The sequence below is a fragment of the Blautia sp. NSJ-175 genome, from assembly GCF_022867815.1.
In the GTDB taxonomy this organism is placed as follows: Bacteria; Bacillota; Clostridia; order Lachnospirales; family Lachnospiraceae; genus Blautia; species Blautia celeris.
Window position 1 is genome coordinate 227433 of the sequence record NZ_JALIFQ010000004.1, and the last position, 19586, is coordinate 247018.

Annotated in this window: 15 protein-coding genes and 1 pseudogene; 12 read left to right on the top strand and 4 right to left on the bottom strand. The window is 49.5% G+C overall.

Features of this window, described 5'->3' with window-relative positions:
• Positions 1-80 precede the first annotated feature (80 nt).
• The 8 genes from MUB35_RS08505 to MUB35_RS08540 all read left to right on the top strand — a co-directional run bounded on the left by MUB35_RS08505 (position 81) and on the right by MUB35_RS08540 (position 9162).
• Positions 81-1592 carry an ABC transporter ATP-binding protein gene (locus tag MUB35_RS08505; RefSeq protein ID WP_033140280.1) on the top strand — a complete coding sequence of 504 codons (1512 nt, stop codon included), beginning with the start codon at positions 81-83 and terminating at the stop codon, positions 1590-1592.
• Positions 1586-2683, top strand: coding sequence for an ABC transporter permease (locus MUB35_RS08510; protein ID WP_244806051.1), 1098 nt, complete (start codon positions 1586-1588; stop codon positions 2681-2683). Before MUB35_RS08505 ends, MUB35_RS08510 begins: the two co-directional genes overlap by 7 nt.
• Positions 2680-3633, top strand: coding sequence for an ABC transporter permease (locus MUB35_RS08515; protein WP_054350992.1), 954 nt, complete (start codon positions 2680-2682; stop codon positions 3631-3633). Before MUB35_RS08510 ends, MUB35_RS08515 begins: the two co-directional genes overlap by 4 nt.
• A 14-nt stretch (positions 3634-3647) precedes the next feature.
• Complete coding sequence (locus MUB35_RS08520; RefSeq protein ID WP_244806052.1) at positions 3648-4745, top strand: BMP family ABC transporter substrate-binding protein; 1098 nt, start codon at positions 3648-3650, stop codon at positions 4743-4745.
• Positions 4746-4768: 23 nt separating this feature from the next.
• Positions 4769-5980: a phosphopentomutase gene (locus MUB35_RS08525; protein ID WP_244806053.1), complete on the top strand. Its 1212-nt coding sequence runs from the start codon at positions 4769-4771 to the stop codon at positions 5978-5980.
• 47 nt (positions 5981-6027) lie between these two features.
• Positions 6028-6681 carry a deoxyribose-phosphate aldolase gene (gene deoC / locus MUB35_RS08530; protein WP_148393422.1) on the top strand — a complete coding sequence of 218 codons (654 nt, stop codon included), beginning with the start codon at positions 6028-6030 and terminating at the stop codon, positions 6679-6681.
• 32 nt (positions 6682-6713) lie between these two features.
• The gene (gene cdd, locus MUB35_RS08535; protein ID WP_033140257.1) at positions 6714-7127 is read left to right on the top strand and encodes a cytidine deaminase; all 414 of its coding nucleotides are present in this window, start codon (positions 6714-6716) and stop codon (positions 7125-7127) included.
• A gap of 433 nt (positions 7128-7560) precedes the next feature.
• Complete coding sequence (locus MUB35_RS08540) at positions 7561-9162, top strand: recombinase family protein (protein WP_442863161.1); 1602 nt, start codon at positions 7561-7563, stop codon at positions 9160-9162.
• Between the two features lie 7 nt (positions 9163-9169).
• Here the strand turns inward: MUB35_RS08540 and MUB35_RS08545 are convergent.
• From MUB35_RS08545 to MUB35_RS08560, 4 genes and pseudogenes are all read right to left on the bottom strand, one after another.
• Positions 9170-10186 (bottom strand): annotated as a pseudogene (locus tag MUB35_RS08545) (FeoB small GTPase domain-containing protein); the annotation flags it as partial.
• A 75-nt stretch (positions 10187-10261) separates the two neighbouring features.
• Positions 10262-10531 (bottom strand): FeoA family protein, encoded by a 270-nt coding sequence (locus MUB35_RS08550; RefSeq protein ID WP_187370670.1) that lies wholly within the window; start codon positions 10529-10531, stop codon positions 10262-10264.
• A 75-nt stretch (positions 10532-10606) separates the two neighbouring features.
• The gene (locus MUB35_RS08555; RefSeq protein WP_244806056.1) at positions 10607-12208 is read right to left on the bottom strand and encodes a response regulator transcription factor; all 1602 of its coding nucleotides are present in this window, start codon (positions 12206-12208) and stop codon (positions 10607-10609) included.
• A complete protein-coding gene (locus MUB35_RS08560) occupies positions 12189-13955 on the bottom strand; it encodes a sensor histidine kinase (protein ID WP_244806057.1) in 1767 nt (588 codons plus the stop codon). Before MUB35_RS08560 ends, MUB35_RS08555 begins: the two co-directional genes overlap by 20 nt.
• A gap of 258 nt (positions 13956-14213) precedes the next feature.
• Here MUB35_RS08560 and MUB35_RS08565 point away from each other — a divergent pair, with 258 nt between their 5' ends.
• The 4 genes from MUB35_RS08565 (at position 14214) to MUB35_RS08580 (ending at position 19582) form a co-directional block, all read left to right on the top strand.
• On the top strand, positions 14214-15716 hold the full coding sequence (locus MUB35_RS08565) for an ABC transporter substrate-binding protein (RefSeq protein WP_244806058.1): 1503 nt from the start codon (positions 14214-14216) through the stop codon (positions 15714-15716).
• A gap of 74 nt (positions 15717-15790) precedes the next feature.
• On the top strand, positions 15791-16747 hold the full coding sequence (locus MUB35_RS08570; protein ID WP_033140252.1) for an ABC transporter permease: 957 nt from the start codon (positions 15791-15793) through the stop codon (positions 16745-16747).
• 15 nt (positions 16748-16762) lie between these two features.
• Positions 16763-17656: a carbohydrate ABC transporter permease gene (locus tag MUB35_RS08575; protein WP_118593820.1), complete on the top strand. Its 894-nt coding sequence runs from the start codon at positions 16763-16765 to the stop codon at positions 17654-17656.
• Between the two features lie 45 nt (positions 17657-17701).
• Positions 17702-19582: a beta-N-acetylhexosaminidase gene (locus MUB35_RS08580; protein ID WP_244806059.1), complete on the top strand. Its 1881-nt coding sequence runs from the start codon at positions 17702-17704 to the stop codon at positions 19580-19582.
• Positions 19583-19586: the final 4 nt, after the last annotated feature.

Sequence of the window (19586 nt, forward strand, 5' to 3'; positions counted from 1 at the left end):
AGGCTGGAATCCCACACAAGAGAGGGGAGAGGCTGAAACACGGCGGAGGAGGTTTTTAAGTGGAGCAGTATGTAATTGAAATGGAACATATCACCAAGGAATTCGGCAGTTTCAAGGCAAATGACGACATTACGCTGAAACTGAAAAAAGGTGAGATTCACGCGCTGCTGGGCGAAAACGGTGCAGGAAAGTCCACCCTGATGAGTGTACTGTTCGGGCTGTACCAGCCGGAGCAGGGAACGATCAGGATGAACGGAAAGCCTGTGACGATCAATAACCCGAACGATGCCAATGCGCTGGGAATCGGAATGGTACATCAGCATTTTAAACTGGTACATAATTTTACGGTGCTGGAGAGCATCGTGCTCGGACATGAATCGGTAAAACACCGTTTCCTGAAAATGGATGAGGCCAGAAAAAAGGTGGTGGAGCTGAGCGAACGCTATAAGTTTAAAATTGACCCTGACGCTTTGATCAGCGATATCACGGTGGGAATGCAGCAGAGAGTGGAAATCTTAAAAATGCTCTACTGCGATAATGATGTCCTCATCTTTGACGAACCCACCGCTGTGCTGACACCCCAGGAGATCGATGAGCTTATGAAAGTCATGAAACAGTTGGTATCCGAAGGAAAATCCATTCTGTTCATCACACACAAACTGGCTGAGATCAAGGCAGTGGCAGACCGCTGTACCGTACTTAGAAAAGGACGCTGTATCGGAACCATTGATGTGGCAGGTGCCAGCAAGGAGGAGATGTCCGAAATGATGGTAGGCCGCAAAGTGGACTTTGTCGTGGAGAAGAAAGAAATGAAGCCTCTGGGAACAGCGCTCTCGGTTCGTGATATGACGATCCGCTCCAAACGTACAGGCAAAAATGTGGTGGACCATGTATCCTTTGAGGTGAAGAAGGGAGAGATCGTCTGCATTGCAGGAATTGACGGCAATGGCCAGTCAGAGCTTGTCTACGGGATCACCGGGCTTATGGGGATTGACGAGGGTCAGGTGTTTCTGAATGGTAAGGATATCACAAAAGAAAGTATCCGCAGAAAATGTCTGGACGGTATGGCCCATATTCCTGAGGACAGGCACAAGCATGGAATGGTTCTGGATTACACACTGAAGGAGAATCTGATCCTCCAGAATTATTACACCCCGCAGTTTGATAAGCATGGATTTTTAAGATTTGATGAAATCGACAAATATGCGGAGAAGCTCATAGAGCGTTATGATATCAGAAGTGCCCACGGCGCGGAGTCCATTGCCAGAGGCATGTCAGGCGGCAACCAGCAGAAGGCAGTGATCGCCAGGGAGCTGGACAGAAACCCGGAGATCGTGATCGCGGTTCAGCCGGTCCGCGGCCTTGATGTGGGGGCCATAGAATATATACACAGACAGATCATAGCACAGAGAGATGCCGGGAAAGCAGTTCTTTTAGTATCCTTTGAGCTGGATGAGGTCATGAATGTCAGTGACAGGATACTTGTCATGTATGAAGGGAAGATAGTTGCGGATGTGAAGCCGGAAGATGTGACGATCCAGGAACTGGGGCTTTATATGGCCGGAACAGGAAAGGGGGATGCGGCATGTTAAAACAAAAGAATAAGAAGGGAAATGAGGGAGTGGAAAGTTTTCTCTCCTCCGTGCTGGCGGTGGCAGCGGGGCTGCTGTTCGGACTGTTTATCCTTCTGATCACCAACTCCAATGAAATGTTTTCCGGTTTCCTCACGATTTTACAGGGCGGATTTGTGGACGGCATGAGCGGGATATCCCAGACTCTTTATCTGGCAACCCCCATTGTGATGACAGGACTTTCTGTTGGGTTTGCCTGGAAGACAGGGCTGTTTAACATAGGCGCATCCGGGCAGTTTACTGTGGGAGCCTATGTGGCGGTTCTCATTGGCGTGAAGTGCACCGGACTTCCGGGCAGTATCCACTGGCTGATCGCAATCTTAGGCGCAGCCGCGGCCGGTGCGTTGTGGGGCCTGGTGCCGGGATTTTTAAAGGCAGTGGCAAATGTAAATGAAGTGATCTCCTCTATCATGATGAATTATATCGGCCTTTATCTGACAAACCTGCTGATCACAAAGACGGTCTACGACCAGACTGGCAACCAGAGTGTCCCGGTTGCGAAGACCGCTTATCTGCCAAAGGCAGGTCTGGACAAGCTTTTTCCGGAGGCCAATCTGAATATCGGAATCCTCATCGCAGTCCTGTTCGTGGTGGGAATGTACATATTGATCAATAAGACGGCGTTCGGGTATGAGCTGAAAGCCTGCGGCAAGAACCCGGATGCCAGCCGTTATGCAGGCATCAATGCCAGAAAGAATATCATACTGTCCATGGTTATTGCGGGCGCACTTTCAGGTGTTGGCGGAGCACTTTTATACCTGTCTGATTTCGGAAAGCATATGCAGGTGCTGGATGTGATCGCGTCTCAGGGATTTTCAGGGATATCCGTTGCACTTTTGGGATTGTCCAATCCTTTCGGCATTCTGTTAGCCAGCCTCTTTATTGCACATATCACCATAGGCGGCTATAATCTTCAGCTTTTGAGCTTTACCCCTGAACTGATAGATATCATCATTTCAGCTATTATATACTTCGGGGCATTTTCCCTGCTGTTTAAGACAGTTATCCGCAGATGGACGAAGAAATCGAAAAGGGAGGAGACAGCATCATGAACATTATCTATTTTTTGATACAGCAGACCATGTTTTTTTCCATTCCCCTTTTGATCGTGGCATTGGGCGGAATGTTCTCTGAGCGAAGCGGCGTGATCAATATCGCTCTGGAAGGTATTATGGTTATGGGTGCGTTTATCAGCATTGGGTTTATCAATGTATTTCAGGACCGTTTGAGCGGGCAGGGGCTGTTTCTGCTGGCATTTTTAGTGGCTGCGGTAGCAGGCGCTTTATTCTCTCTGCTCCATGCGTTTGCCTCCGTCAATCTGAAAGCAGACCAGACGATCAGCGGTACGGCACTGAATATGTTTGCACCGGCCTTTGCTCTTTTTATGGCGAGAATGGTACAAGGAAAATCCCAGGTTCCTTTTACGGATACCTTCCATATTGAAAAGGTGCCGGTTCTGGGAGATATTCCGGTTATTGGGCCTATGTTCTTCCAGAACTGCTATCTATCCACTTACATTGGAATACTGATCTTTATTGCAGCCTCCGTTCTGATCAGCAGGACCAGGTTCGGTCTTCGGCTGCGTGCCTGCGGCGAGCATCCCCAGGCAGCGGACTCTGTGGGAATCAATGTGTATAAGATCAGATATGCGGGGGTTTTGATCTCCGGTGTCCTTGCAGGTGTGGGCGGACTGATCTTCGTGATACCGACTTCCACTAATTTTAATGCAAGCGTGGCAGGATACGGTTTCCTGGCACTGGCAGTGCTGATCTTTGGTCAGTGGAGGACTAAGGGGATTCTGGGTGCGGCGTTTTTCTTCGGTATTTTGAAGACACTTGCCAGCGCGTACTCAGGGATTCCGGTCATCAAGGACCTGCCCATACCCAATGAGATCTATAAAATGCTGCCGTATGTGGTCACACTGATCGTACTTGCCTTTTCTTCCGGCAAATCAAAAGCTCCGAAGGCGGAAGGCATTCCATATGACAAAGGAAGCAGATAGGAGGGTATAAGAGAATGATGAAAAAAGTGATAAGTCTGTTTCTGGCGGCAGCGCTTTGTACATCCCTGACAGGATGCGGGCTGGGCGCAAAGCAGGCGGCAAAGGTCAGCAGCGGAAAAGGCGCGGAGCTGGCCCTGAGTACAGACGTGGGAAGCATTGATGACCGTTCTTTCAACCAGGGATCATGGGAAGGACTTGCAAAATATTCGGAGGAATTCGGCATTACCCATAAGTATTATCAGCCCACTGAGAAATCAGATGAGGCATTTACCACCTCCATCAATCTGGCGGCAAAAGGCGGCGCCAAGGTGGTGGTGTGTCCGGGGTATCTGTATGAGATTCCCGTCCACACCATGCAGCAGAAGCACCCGGAGGTGAAGTTCATAATTTTGGACGGGACGCCTCATTCCGCAGATTCTGCAGAACCGGATATCGGGGAGAATACTGCGTCCATCTATTTTGCGGAGGAGCAGGCGGGTTTTCTGGCAGGTTATGCGGCGGTCTATGAAGGCTGCACAAAACTGGGATTTATGGGCGGGATTGCAGTTCCGGCGGTTATCCGTTATGGCTATGGATTTATTCAGGGCGCGGACTACGCGGCAAAAGAAAAAGGCATGGCTCCGGGCAGTATTGATATGAAGTACACCTATGTGGGAAATTTTGAGGCATCCCCGGAGAACATGGCTAAAGCGGCATCCTGGTACAATGAGGGTACAGAGGTGATCTTCTCCTGCGGCGGCCCTGTGGGCAACTCCGTCATGAAAGCAGCGGAAAACGCAGGGAAAAAGGTGATTGGCGTGGACGTGGACCAGAGCGCAGAGTCGGAGACTGTCATGACCTCTGCCATGAAAAATCTGAGCAAAGCAGTCTATGACTATCTGACGGATTTTTATAACGGGGAATTTAAAGGCGGAGAGAGCATTACGCTGGATGCCTCAGAGGATGGCGTGCAGCTTCCCATGGAAACTTCCAGATTTACGGTATTTACACAGGAGCAGTATGACGCCATATACGAAAAGATAGCGGATAATGAGATCACCATTTTAAAGGATGAGGGAATCGCCGACGCGTCAGAAATAGAAGCTGAATATGTGAATGTGAAACTGATTTAAGAGCAGAATAAAGGAGACAGATTATGGAGAAATTCAAACGTATCTTTGTGGTTGTGCTGGATTCCCTGGGTGTAGGGGCTATGCCGGATGCGGTGCAGTTCGGAGACGCAGGTGCCAATACCCTGGGCCATATAGCGGATTACAGATACAGGAAAGGGCAGCCTCTTCGGATTCCCATCCTGGAGAAAATGGGGATAGGGAATATCCTTCCCCTTAACGGGGTTGACAGTACGCCGTCTCCTCTTGCCTATTATTCGGCCATGAGAGAGGCCGGCAGCGGAAAGGATACCATGACCGGACACTGGGAGATGATGGGGCTTCGCACTACCAAACCCTTCCAGACTTTTACAGAGCATGGTTTTCCGGAAGAACTGATTCGTGAGCTGGAAAAGCGCACCGGAAGAAAAATCATCGGAAATAAAAGCGCCAGCGGCACGGAGATCCTGGAGGAGCTGGGGGAGGAAGAAGTGAATGAGGGTCACCTCATTGTCTATACCTCCGCGGATTCCGTCCTGCAGATCTGCGGAAATGAGGAGACCATGGGTCTTGAGAACCTGTACCACTACTGCGAGATTGCCAGGGAGCTGACCATGCGGGAGGAATGGATGGTGGGCAGAGTGATCGCCCGCCCCTATGTAGGCAGAAAAAAAGGGGAGTTCAAACGCACGGCAAATCGTCACGATTATGCGGTGAAGCCTTTTCAGAAAACGGTTCTGGATGCGCTGAAAGAGGCATCCTGTGATGTGATCTCTATCGGGAAGATCAAGGATATCTTCGACGGAGAGGGGATTACCCGGGCATACAAATCAAAAAGCTCCCTTCACGGGATGGAACAGACCATAGAGGCGGCGGGGAAAGAATTTCACGGACTCTGCTTTGTGAATCTGGTGGATTTTGACGCCCTGTGGGGACACAGAAGGGACGCGGAGGGATATGCCCGTGAGCTGGAACAGTTTGACGAAAAGCTGAGCGTACTGCTTGGCAGTCTGGAAAAAGAAGACCTGCTGATCCTGACAGCAGACCACGGCAATGACCCCACATATTCCGGGACGGACCACACACGGGAGAAGGTTCCGTTTCTGGCGTATTCACCTGCATTTCAGTGCGGGGGAGAGCTGGAGGAGAGCAGTGACTTTGCAAGGATCGGGGCCACCATAGCAGATAATTTTCATGTAACAATGCCGGATGGTACTATAGGGATTTCCTGTCTGGACAAACTGACAGTATCGGAATAGAATAGAAGAATATCATGACAGTGAAAAATTATGAGGAGGATATCAGAATGGAACAGAAAGAAATATTAAGTAAAGTTGACCATACACTGCTGGCGCAGACAGCTACCTGGGAGGAAATAAAGGTTATATGCGATGACGCGGTGGCTTATCAGACGGCATCTGTCTGCATACCGCCGTCTTATGTGAAACAGGCAGCAGAGTACCTGGGAGACAAAATGCCGGTATGCACAGTTATCGGCTTTCCCAATGGGTACAATACCACTGCAGTGAAAATTTTTGAGACTGCGGACGCTGTGAAGAACGGAGCAGAGGAAATTGACATGGTCATCAACCTGGGATGGGTGAAAGAGGGCCGATATGATCTGGTTAAGGAAGAGATCCAGGCGGTTAAGAAAGCCTGCGGCGGAAAACTTCTGAAGGTCATCATTGAGACATGCCTGCTCACAGAGGAGGAGAAGATCCGCATGTGCAGAACAGTCACAGAGTCAGACGCGGAGTACATCAAGACTTCCACGGGCTTTTCCACCCATGGGGCAACAATTGACGATGTGAAGCTTATGAGAGAACACACGGGAAGCGACAAGAAAGTAAAAGCAGCAGGAGGAATCTCCTCCTTTGCCGACGGGGAAGCCTTTGTAAAACTGGGGGCGGACCGCCTTGGCACCAGCCGTCTGGTAAAGGCTGCAAAGGCACAGCAGTGACAACGGGAAATAGACTGAAACGGGGTGAGATTATGATTCCAGTAAAAGAACTGATCAAACAGGCGGTTAAGGCAATGGAGAACGCATACACGCCGTATTCTAATTTTAAAGTGGGGGCAGCACTCCATACACCGGAGGGGAAAATATATAAGGGCTGCAATATTGAAAATGCATCTTATACCCCCACCAACTGCGCGGAGAGAACGGCATTTTTCAAAGCGGTCAGCGAAGGCGAGCGCGAGTTTGATGCCATCTGTATTGTGGGCGGGAAAAATGGTGTCCTTACAGAGTACGCGGCTCCCTGCGGTGTATGCCGGCAGGTGATGATGGAATTCTGTGATCCGGAGAGTTTCCAGATAATCCTGGCCACAGATACGGAACATTATGATATCTATACATTAAAGGAGCTGCTGCCTTTGGGATTCGGACCGGCGAATCTGGCGTGACAAAGCAGGAGTCGATCAGTGTGGTGTGGCAGCATATCTTGTCAGTGACAACTGTCTGAAGGCTTCTGTTGAATAAGAGCTGATTTTTTATGAAAGGGGTTGTGTATTATCGGTTAGCCGGTAGTACGCAGCCCTTTTTAGAATCTTTCGGAAAGAAATCCTGTTTTTGAGGTTCAGCAGATATCATACCGTACAAGCAGAGCATCATAAATTATCTATGAAGAACCTATGCATAGTTTTCTATGTAAAATGTGAGAAGGGATAGGATATGGATGAGAAAACCACAGGTATTGTTGTGGAAGTAAGATTTTCCGACGGACCCGCACTGAAGGAGCTGTTGCTGGAGATACTGACTGAGAAAATAGGAGCTGCCGACAGTTGATACCTGCCGCCGGAAGATTTGCTCTGAAGGGGGAATAGCTTGAGAAATCATATGCTGCCTGAAAACAGAAAGTATTTTGCGGCTCTCTATATGCGCCTTTCAAAAGATGATGAAGGAAAGGGCGAGAGTGCCAGTATCACTACGCAGAGAAAAATGCTCAGGGCTTACGCAGCCGAGAATCATTATCCTGTCTATGATGAGTATGTGGATGACGGCATTTCGGGCACCACCTTTGAACGCCCCGATTTCCGGCGTATGATACAGGATATAGAAAGCGGCAGGGTCAATATGGTGATCACCAAGGATTTGTCGCGTCTGGGGCGCGATTATATTCAGACAGGACAGTATACAGAAATTTATTTTCCGACGAAAAAGGTGCGGTATATTGCCATCAATGACGGATACGATTCCGACAGCCCCTGTACGGATATCGCTCCGTTTAAAAACATTATCAATGAGATGTACGCCAGGGACATCAGCAAAAAAATACGTTCATCCTTTACCACTCACATGCAGGAGGGGGCTTTTGTCGGTGCATTCGCTCCTTACGGCTATATGCGGGACCCTGCGGACAAACATCATTTGGTCATAGATAGGGAAGCGGCAAAGATCGTAAGGGAAATATTTCTTAAGGCTTCGGAGGGTATCCTGCCGATTGACATTGCGCGGGAACTGAACCGGCGGATGGTGCCTACCCCTCTGGAATACCGCCGGAATCAGAGGCCGGCAGAAGAGGAGGAGTTTGAAAAGCGGAGAGGCTGGACATCATCGACCATCACGAAAATGCTGCGCAATGTGGTATATCTGGGGCATATGGCTCAGGGAAAAACTACAAAAATATCTTTTAAAAGCCGGACTTCCGTTAAAAATCCAAAAGAAGACTGGTACGTAGTAAAACACACACATGAGCCGTTGGTCAGCCGGGAGGTATTTTCCATGGCGGGACGCAGAAGCAGACAGCGCACCTGCGCCGGGAAAGGGGAGTTTACGAATATATTTTCCGGGATTGCCAAATGCGCAGACTGCGGCAGGAATATGTCCATTGTGGGAACAAGAAAAAAAGACGCCTCCGGGAATCTCGCCTGCGGCGCGTATAAACTCTATGGGACAAAAGGGTGTACCAATCATTTTATGGATTATGATACGCTCTGCCGTATCGTATTAACCGCTATCCAAAAGTCTGTCCGGATATCCGAACAGGAGGAGCGTGAAATTCTGGAGCATGCCCGGAAGTACCTGGAAAAACAAAATATCCAGACAGACAGGATACAAGAGCTTTCCGCCCTAAAAAAGCGCCTGCATGAGCTGGACAGACTGATCGAAAAACTCTATGAGGACCATGTGGAGGGACTGCTCAGTGATGAGCGGATGAAGAAACTGCTGAGGAGATATGAGAGCGAGAACCGTGAGGTTTCTTTTAAGATGGAGGTTTTGAGGAGAGATACAAGCACAGAAAAAAAGGAGGATGCCATGGAACAGCTGAGAAAGATGCTGCACGGCTTTACGGAGCCGGAGGAATTATCCAGGGAGCTGCTTTTTCATTTTATCGACCATATTGAGATCGGACAGGGAATTTTCCGGGAAACGGAACAGGGGCGTAGAAAGGAACAGACTGTGAGGATTTATTTCAGGTTTGGCAGGGACATATCCTGATATCAACCATCCACATGGTGAGCGCCTGCTTACCGCAGGCACAGCACTTCTGGAAACAGTGGTCCAGATTAAAGGCCACACGGGGAAGATACCCATAGTCCTCAAGCAGAGTAAAAAGCGGGAAGAAAATAGCCATGGGAGGGAGCATCACGCTTACCACCCAGGCTGCGACCCGATATACCCCGTAGATCAAAACCTGACAAAGGATTTCAGGAACTCCCAGCATGAGAAGGCCGTGGTAAAAACGCGGTTCCAGCCAGAACAGCCCTTGATTCAGCAGGTCAGAGGGGACATTTGCCCCCACAATGGTGATCCAGAAAATGCAGAGCAGGAACAGGAGCATAATGGGAACCCCCGTGCATCTGCTGGTGAAAATCCGGTCCAGTTTCCTGTCCCTTCTGGCATAATCCGGATTTTCCAAAGTGACACAGGCCCTGCAGATCGCCGCGGCCTGCTGGACATAGGTGCCGCAGTATTCCGCGGAAGCGCAGCACATCTCCGCGTTTCCGCGGTAAATGTCGGGAACCGGAGAAACGGCCTCTGTGTTGGAAAGGGCATCTTCAATCCCACCGAATATGCGTTCCAGGCCTTTCCGGCTCCTGGCCGTTATGCCGATAACAGGAATCTTCAGTTCTTTTTGGAGCCGCAGAAAGTCTATGCGGATATGCTTTTTTCTGGCCTCGTCCATGAGATTTACACACAGGAGCACATGGGAGGTGACAGCACAGATCTGGAGAACCAGATTGAGATTTCTTTCCAGACAGGTGGCATCGCAGACAGCCACCACCACATCAGGATGGCTCTGCAGGATATAATCACGGGAAATCTCCTCCTCGCTGGAGCGGCAGGAGAGGGAATAACAGCCCGGCAAATCTACAAAACGGTATTCCCGTCCCCGATAGTTCCTGTTTCCTGCGGCGCATTCCACTGTCTTACCGCACCAGTTCCCTGTATGCTGATGCATACCGGTCAGCGCGTTGAATACAGTGCTTTTGCCTACGTTGGGATTGCCGATCAATGCTATATTACGGAGGGGAACCTCCTTTTTCTTTTCTTTCTTCAGAACTATTCACCTCTTAATTCATAGGGCAGAAGAATATCAAAGCACACTTCTGTCCCGGATTTTTTTAACAAGAATCAGTGAAGCCTCTTCTTTTCTGAGAGCCAGGACAGCGCCCCGGATAAGAAAAGCCTTGGGGCTTCCAAAGGCACTCACTCCAACACAGGTAACTTTAGTGTTTTCAATCAGACCTAAATCCATAAGGCGTTTGATGGTCTGCTGCTGCGCCGGACTGGCATTGTCCGTCAGAATGGATTTGACAATCCCTGTCTCATCCAGAGACAGGGTAAAAAGCGGAGTAAGAGACATTTTTTCCTCCATTACCGACCGGAAAATCCCGGACGGGAGAATCTATTGTATAGTATGCAGAGGGGAGAAAGAAGTTCAAAAGGGAGGAGAATCTTTGCCGGTGCTGTCTGCTGCCTGGGACTGTTTCCTGTAGTTCATGGGAGTCATTCCGGTGATCTCCCTGAAAATCTTGGAAAAATAAGCAAAATTACCATAGCCAACCTGAAGCGCCACCCGGTTGATGGGCATACGGCTTTCCGCCAGAAGGCTGCACGCAGCCGTTATACGTTTTTTCGTTACATACTGCATAAGGGACAGGCCCGTTTCTTTTTTGAACAGTCGGGACAGATGATCAGGGCTGACAAACACAATATCAGACAGATCATTTCTCTGGATATCCTCTGCATAGTGGGTATCTAAAAAGTTCTGTATGATTTCCACAGCGCTTTTGGAATTGTCAGTGATAGTGGCATAACAGAGGGCGCGGTCAATCAGGTAACTGCAGTAAGCGTACATATGGTCAATGCTCCGGACTGCGTTTTGATAGAGGCGGTCACTTTCGGCATCACCGAAAAGCCGGTGGGCCTGGATCTCTTTCTGTTTTAAAAAGCTGTACACCATCTGGGCAAAATCCTGACGGATTTCCTGCATATTTTCCGGTGTGAGAAGCGAGGCTTTGGACTGCAGAAAGGTATACAGGCTTTTTTTCAGGGCTTCCTTGTCCGCGGACTGCAGCAGAGTCTCCCAGAGCCTGATCTCGGACTGGGTGCAGGTGGTGCCGCGGGGGAGAGTTTGATCTTTGTACAAAATTCTGCCTCTCCGGTTCATGGTGCTGTCCAGCAGCTTTTCAAGTTCCGACACTTCCCGGTAAATATCTCTATAGGACACGGCATTGCCCATACTGATACTGAGTTCCATATGCATGAATTTTCCTGCGGTATCCTGCAGAACATCCAGACGCTCTTCCAGGGGGGAGAGGTCTGTCTCCGGTCCGCTTACGATGCTGACCACAGCCAGCCAGCGGCCGGGAGTCAGGGAAATGACGCACCGGGGCAGCAGGTGCTCCTGTTCCAATATTTCATAACCTACATTTTTGACAGCATACTCCCACATGGGGTCATCAATCTGGCTTCGTCTGTCATCCTGAAAGGCTTCGATCAGAACAGGAATGAAAAGCTGAGTTTCCCCGTATCCCAGTTTCCGGGGCAGGGAATAGACCTCAGCCAGAAAACCACGGGCAGTTTTGTTCCAGAAATATTCCGCCGTATTTTTTTCCTCATCCAGCCAATACTGGCTGTATTTCTTTGCCGTGCTCATCTGGCGGGACAGCTTTAACCTCTGTACAGCTTTTTCCACCGCGCTTTGCAGCGGTTCCGCGGAGACGGGCTTCAGCAGATATTCCACCACATTTAAGTCTATGGCACGCCGGGCATACTCAAAACCGGCATAGCTTGTCAGAAGAATACAGGGGATGCCGCTTTCCGAGTTCTGCAGTGTCTCCATGAAATCAAGCCCGCTGCTTCCGGGCATTTCAATGTCGCATATAATGACGTGCACAGGAACCTGGGCGATCATTTTCAGGGCTGAGGCGGTGTTTTCGGCGGTATAGACTTTCTGGAACCCAAGCGCGTTCCAGTCCAGGATTTCCTTTAGATCCTGGAGCATCAGCACATCATCATCAACCAGCAGTAAATTCATTTTGCTCCTCCTTACAGGGGAGGTGCAGTTCTGTCACTGCGCCTCCCAGCGGACTGTTGTATAATTTCATCACAGCATTTTCATGGTAAAACAACTTAAGACGTTTGGAAGCATTGGCGATTCCGATATGAGAGCCGCCGCTTCTTGCCAGGTCTTTTCCCTGAGCCCATACATCCAGACATGTTTGGGGATATCCGGGACCGTTGTCCGTGATAAAGATGGTCAGCATTTCCCTCTGCCCGGATGTTTCCGTGCATTCGATCAAAGCGGAGATGCTCAGTTCCATTTTGGTATCCGCCGTGATTCCGTGCTTGACGGAATTCTCCACAAAAGTCTGGAGAAGAAGGGGCGGTACTGCCTGCAGCAAGGCCTCCTCCTCAGCGAAAATCTCATATTGGAAATGGTCCGGGTAGCGGATCTCCATAATGGACAGATAGTCACGCAGATGATTCAGTTCCTGTCCAAGCTCCACACAGGAAACATCACTCTGGAAAATGTACCGCAGATAACTGGCTGTGATCTCGCTTAGCCGGGCTACGTCCTGACAGTTTCCGTGGCTGGCCATGGAATGGATCAGATTCAGGCTGTTCAGGAAAAAATGCGGTTTGATCTGCATCTGCATGTAGTCCATCTGTATTTTCTGCCGTTCCAGCTCCTGCTCATAGGCACGGATACGCAGACGGTTGATTTCTTTTGTGAGGTTGTTGAACTGCCTGCTGGCTGCGGACAATTCCTCCAGTTCCGAACTCATCTCTATGAGTACCGGCTTATCCGGATCATAGGATTTCAGCCTTTCCGTAAACAGGCGGAGAGGGCGCAGTATCTTTTTCTGGGTGTAGGACATGGCCAGTATGACAGCGCTTAACAGGATAACGATGATCACCAGAACCCCGGTCTGGAACAGCACAGCCTTCTCGAACTGCCCATAATCCTTGATGAACAGCTTCAATTGAAAACCGGTGTCCGATACAGAGGAATCCACCACCAGCCACCGCTGGCCTTTATGCCAGAAAGGTCCGCGGCCTGCAAGGGCTTTTTCCGGTGAGAGTCCTTCACGGGAAAGATTCCCGGCACCGGCGGCAAGTTTTCCGTTTTCTGTGAAGAGTACAGGGAAGCTGACACTTTTGGGATAGATGCCCACCAGAGGTTTGATGAGGGCCTCCGCCGGAATACAGCTTCCGTTCCACACATCCTGGTACTGATAAAGACGGATGGCATAATAGGTATCCCCCACCGGAAGCAGGGTCCACTGGTCCGACACGCTGCTGGGGTGATAGCCGGAGTCGAGAAGTTGGATCACGGCGTCCTGCAGCCCTTCTCTCTGGGGATAGGCAATGTAGCGGGAGTGTACGGCAGTTAAAAATTCCCTGCTTTTGGGAAAATAATAGAAAAGTGAGTAGTCATTTCCGGAATTTCCCGATATATAAATAAGGCTGTCGATCAGCGTCTGCCGCGCCTGTATCCTGGTAAGGGGATCTTCGCTTTGAGCCTGCGAAAGGGCTGTGCCCTGCCCCTGGGTCACCAGGGTCTGTTTTAAATGCTGGTTCAATATGAAAAAATTATTCTCCACCTGTTCCATACGGTTCTGGACCATAACACTGGCGTTCTGGGCCGTTTGTTTTCGTACCATATGGATGGCCCACACACTGACACTGAGTTCCAGAGCTGTGGCAGCCACCACCATACAGAGCAGAAGTTTGTGCCGTCCGAAGGCGGAATGTGTTTTTTTCCTGTGTTCCTTTTTCATATTTGTCCTTTCCCGGATTTTAGTCTGTGATTTTATCAGGATTTATAGTAATGTTTAATTATACACGTTTGAAAATGCAAATTCAATTACGAAAACGATGGGGAAGTATAAGAAAAACGACGTATTTCGGGGCTTTGCAAAGGAGCACGTTTTTGTGATAACAGGATGTCGGTATTGTGATTGAAAGTGGTTTGGGCCGGAAGTAAAATGAAACCACAAAACAGGCAGAGACCTGGAAATACGAAAAGGAGAATGAAGATGAAAACGAAATGGATTGCAGGACTCATGACTTCCGTGCTGGCAGTTTCCATGCTGGCCGGATGCGGCAGCTCTGCGGATACGGGAGAGAAAAGCAAAACAGAATCCGCCAGCAGCAAACAGGATGGCGGGGAGGAGCCTTACACAGTGACTATGATGTTCATCGGAAACACACAGGACGATGAACAGAAGGTGGAGGAGGCTATCAATAAGCTGACCATGAAGGACCTGAACATGAAGCTGGATATAATGCTGGTTCCCTGGGCCAATGCCAATGAGCAGCAGCGCCTTATGCTGTCAGGAGGGGAAAAGCTGGACCTGATGGTAGGACAGGCGTATCAGGCAGCCAATTTTGTCTCCACCCAGGCCGTCTACGACTTAAGTGAGATGATAGACAAATACGGCACCAATATTAAGGAAAATATGGGTGACAACGCAAAAGTGGCAAATATCAACGGATTCGTGTACGGCATTCCAAATGTCTGTGACTGGTACCGCCAGGCGTCCATTATGGTGAGAAAAGACTGGCTGGAGGAGGCCGGTTTTCAGGAAGAGGATATTAAGAGTGTGGATGACCTGGAAGGAGTATATGAGGTGGTTGCCAAGAATCATCCGGGGGCAGCCATGCTGGCTATGAGCAAGGGACAGAAATTCGACTCCGACTGGTATCAGTGTGACCCGCTGGGAGACGGGTACGGGGTACTGCTCAACTACGGCGAAAAACCGGTGGTGGAAAACTGGTATGCAAGTGATGCGTATAAAGCGTTCCTGGACCGTCAGTACCGCTGGGCACAGAAGGGATGGATCGGAAAGGACGCTGCCACCACCACAGATTCCATTGAGGTGCAGATGAGCAATGGCAAGGCCTTCAGCCTGGTTTCCACCTATCAGCCGGCAATAGCCAATGAGGCCTCTGTTGCCTATAAGACAGAGATGGCGGTGATTCCGCTGTACGATGCCTTTACCACCAGCAGCTTTACGGCAGGTTTTTACTGGGCAGTGGCACGCAACTCCGAGCAGCCGGAAAAAGCGTTCCAAATGCTGGATTATATCTATGGAAATCCGGAAGCGGCAAACCTTCTGAACTGGGGTATCGAGGGAGAACACTACAAGCTCACAGAGGACAGACATGTCACCTTCCCGGATGGAATGGACAAATCCAGTGATCCCTACAACGCTTATTTCGGATTTATGCTTCCGAACCAGTACATTTCTGATGTATGGGAAGGACTTCCTCTGGATGTGGGAGAGCAGGTCATGAAACTGAATGAGGAGGCAAGAAAATCCTGTGCTTATGGGTTTACCTACGACGGCACCGCCCTTGCCAATGAACTTGCTGCCCTGGACAATGTGAAAGGCCAGTATATTGATGCTCTGAACACAGGTTCCGTGAATCCGGACGAGGTACTTCCGCAGTTTTTGGCTGACCTGAAAGCAGCCGGTCTTGATAAGGTCATGGAATCCAAACAGCAGCAGCTTGACGACTGGCTGGCTAAACAGTAATCGTATCAGAAAACATATCACGGGCGCCGCTTGGTAATGGCGGTGCCCCTTTTTTACCACAGGAGGAGTTTTTTATGTCAAATACTGCTGTTTACGGACGCCCGGCGGGGCAGAGCCGTTTCAGAAAATGGAAACGCTGGGTACCTCTTTATCTGATGATGCTGCCGGGACTTTTGTATCTGTTTATCAACAATTACATACCCATGGCGGGCCTGGTGGCTGCATTTAAGAATGTGAATTTCGCGGACGGGATCTGGCACAGTGACTGGGCAGATCCGCTGCTTAAAAATTTTGAATATCTGTTTGTGACAAAGGATGCCTGGGTCATCACCAGGAACACCATATTGTACAATCTGGCATTTATCATCATCAACACAGCAGCCGGAATATTGATCGCGATCCTTATCTGTGATATTGCCTCGCGCAGGTTAAAGCGCCTGTATCAAAGTTCTATTTTGCTGCCATTTTTAATGTCCTATGTGATCGTTTCTTACATTGTGTTTGCCATTTTGTCCAATGAGAACGGTCTTCTGAACAAAAGTCTGCTGCCAGCGCTGGGCATGGAACCTGTGCAGTGGTATGCTTCGGCTAAGTATTGGCCGTTCATTCTGGTCCTGGTGAATTTCTGGAAGGGCATGGGATATAACTGTCTGATCTATATTGCGTCTATTAACGGTATAGACCCGTCCCTCTATGAGGCAGCCAAACTGGACGGTGCCGGACGCTGGCAGCAGATCAGAAATGTTACGCTCCCGGGGATCAAGAGCAGTGTCATCACCCTGACCATGCTGAATATCGGGCGTATCTTCTATTCGGATTTCAGCCTGTTTTATCAGGTGCCCCAGAATTCGGGCCTGATATATTCCACGACCAATACACTGGATACCTATGTTTACCGTGCTTTGCTGAATTCGGGAAATATTCCTATGGCCGCTGCCGCCGGATTTTACCAGTCGCTGATCGGCTTTGTGGTTGTACTGGCTGCCAATCTGTTCGTGCGGAAGATCAGCAAAGAAGACGCGCTGTTTTAAAGGAGGAGTGAAAGGATGCATATCAGCAGACATGACAGGGTTTATCAGACCCTTGCAAATATATTTCTCATTATTCTTGTAGTTGTTATCATTTTACCGTTTCTCCTGTTATTTATATCATCCATAACAGAGGAAGGCACACTGGTCAGGGACGGATACACCCTGTTTCCGAAGGAATTAAGCCTGGCAGCATACAAATATATCTTTGTCAACAGCAATAAAATTTTCAGGGCTTATGCCATTACCATCGGCGTTACCATAGTGGGAACCGCACTGCATTTGATCTTGTCTTCCATGCTGGCATATCCCCTGTCCCTGAAAAAACTGCCGGGGAGAAACTTTTTTTCCTTCTTTGTCTTTTTTACCATGTTGTTTAACGGCGGTCTGGTGCCCACTTACATGATGTATTCAGGTACCTTTCATATAAAAAATACTATTTTCGCCATGATCGTTCCGGGATTCTTGATGAGTGCCGTAAATGTACTGCTGATCCGGACATATTTTTCCAACAATATCCCCGAGGCTCTCTATGAAGCCGCGGAGGTGGATGGGGCAGGTCATTTTACGGTGTTTACAAAAATCGTGCTCCCTCTGGGAAAACCGATCCTGGTGACTGTGGGGCTGTTCGCAGGCCTTGGATACTGGAATGACTGGACAAATGGTCTTTACTATATATCAGACCCGGATCTGTGGGGCATCCAGAATCTGTTAAACAAAATGATCAGTGATATCCAATTTCTGCAGAGCGGCAATTCCACAGTCACAACAGCCATGTCCATGGGGCCTCTGCCAAGTACCAGCGTCAGAATGGCCATTGCTTTTATTGCCATGGTGCCGATCCTCATCCTATATCCGTTCCTGCAGAAATATTTTGCCAAGGGAATCGCTATGGGCGCTGTGAAGGGTTAGAAAAAATACCATTATATTGAACTTACGAATAAAGGAGAAAAACAGATGGAGAAACCATGTCTTATTCCAAAGCCTCAGGTTTACCTGCAGAGGGCCGGATATTTTGTAAAAAAGGCGGCAGTGTCTAAGGAGCGTATGCCCAGTGGACTGGAAGCGCCGCTGGCTGTGATCTGGCCGGAAGTAACAGGTACTGAGGATACGATACAGTTTACGGAAAAAAAGGAACTGCAGAAAGAGCAGTATGTCCTGGAAATCACGGAGGAGGGGATTGAGATATCCTGGGGTTCCCCAGCAGGGGCATTTTATGCTGTGATGACGCTGCACCAGCTTGTACTTTTTTCTGAAGGGAAAATAGCCTGCTGCCGTATAGAAGACTTCCCCGGCCTCAGGGACAGGGCCGTGATGATAGACATTTCCCGGGGGAAAGTACCGAAAGTGGAGAGTCTGAAAGCAATGATCGACCTGCTGGCCGGCCTTAAGATAAACCAGTTTCAGCTCTATGTGGAGGGCTTTTCTTTTGCTTATCCATCCTTTTCGGAGGTGTGGGAAAAGAGGGCAAAGGATTACCTGACACCGGCAGAGATCAGGGAACTGGATGCCTACTGCGCAGAGCGGTTTATAGAACTGGTTCCCAATCAGAACTGCCTGGGGCATATGAATGCCTGGCTGGAGACAGAGGCCTTCGGACATCTGGCGGAAAATCCGGGTGGGCTTCAGATAAAGGGAACCACGCTTCCCCCTGCAACAATGGACCCCACAAACCCGGAATCTCTGAAGCTGATCGAACAGATGCTGGATGATCTGCTGCCATGTTTTCATTCCCGAATGTTTCATGCGGATTTGGATGAGACCTTTGACCTGGGGTATGGAAAAAATAAAGACAAAGCCGAAAAAGAGGGTGTTGTAAGCATTTATCTGGACTATGTAAAAAAGCTCAGTGAAAAGGTTAAGGCCCGTGGCCATAACATGATGATGTGGGGAGATGTCCTGAGCAAAGAGGAGGATGCCGCAGCGCAGCTTCCGAAAGACATAATCGTTCTCGACTGGGGATATGAGAAGGAACACCCGGTACGCAGACGGGCAGAAAGGCTGCAGAGGGCAGGCGTTGAATTTTACCTCTGCCCGGGTACAAACAGCTGGTGTAGTTTTACGGGAATCACGGATAACATGATGCAATGTACGGAGAACGCGGTGTCTGCTGCCTATGATTTTCATGCCAGAGGGCTGATGGTCACAGACTGGGGTGATTTCGGGCATCTCCAGTATTCCCTGTTTTCCCTGCCGGGCATTCTGTATGGGGCTGCAGGGGCCTGGAACAGAGAACTTGTGACGGAGGAGGAATTGGCAGAGGCTCTTAACCGGTATGTGTTCAGGGATGAGACGGGCATTTTCGGGCGGCTGTGTCTGGAGGCCGGAAGATACAGCCAAAAAGAAGAGTTTTTATTCCCATGCAGAACCCTGGCGTTTATGACACTGCAGACTGGATGTGTGAGCAGAGACCGATTTGAAGCGTCTATTAAAAATATGGTGGATTCCATGCGTTTTTTCGTAGAACCGTGTGTATATCTTCCCTGTGAGGAGGCATATGCAGGGCGCAGCGGGATGGAGGAAGAGGCAATTCTGGAGTATCTGGATGAACTGGCTGTACAGGCCCGGAAAGCAGACCCTGCCTGTCCGGATGGTACTCTTCTGAAAGAGGAGATGATAAACGGGCTTGCCATGGTGCGGGCTGCTACCAGAACCAGAGCACTGTGTTACGGACTGGAGGACGGCAGCGGACTGGAAAAAGAGATTGAGGACCTCTGCGAAAGACACAGGAATCTGTGGCAGAGGCGGAATAAGATAAAGGGACAGGAGGACAGTCTGCTGGGATTTACCACACTTCTGGAACAGCTCAGGGAGAGAAAACAGGAAGAAGAGGAGTAGCGGG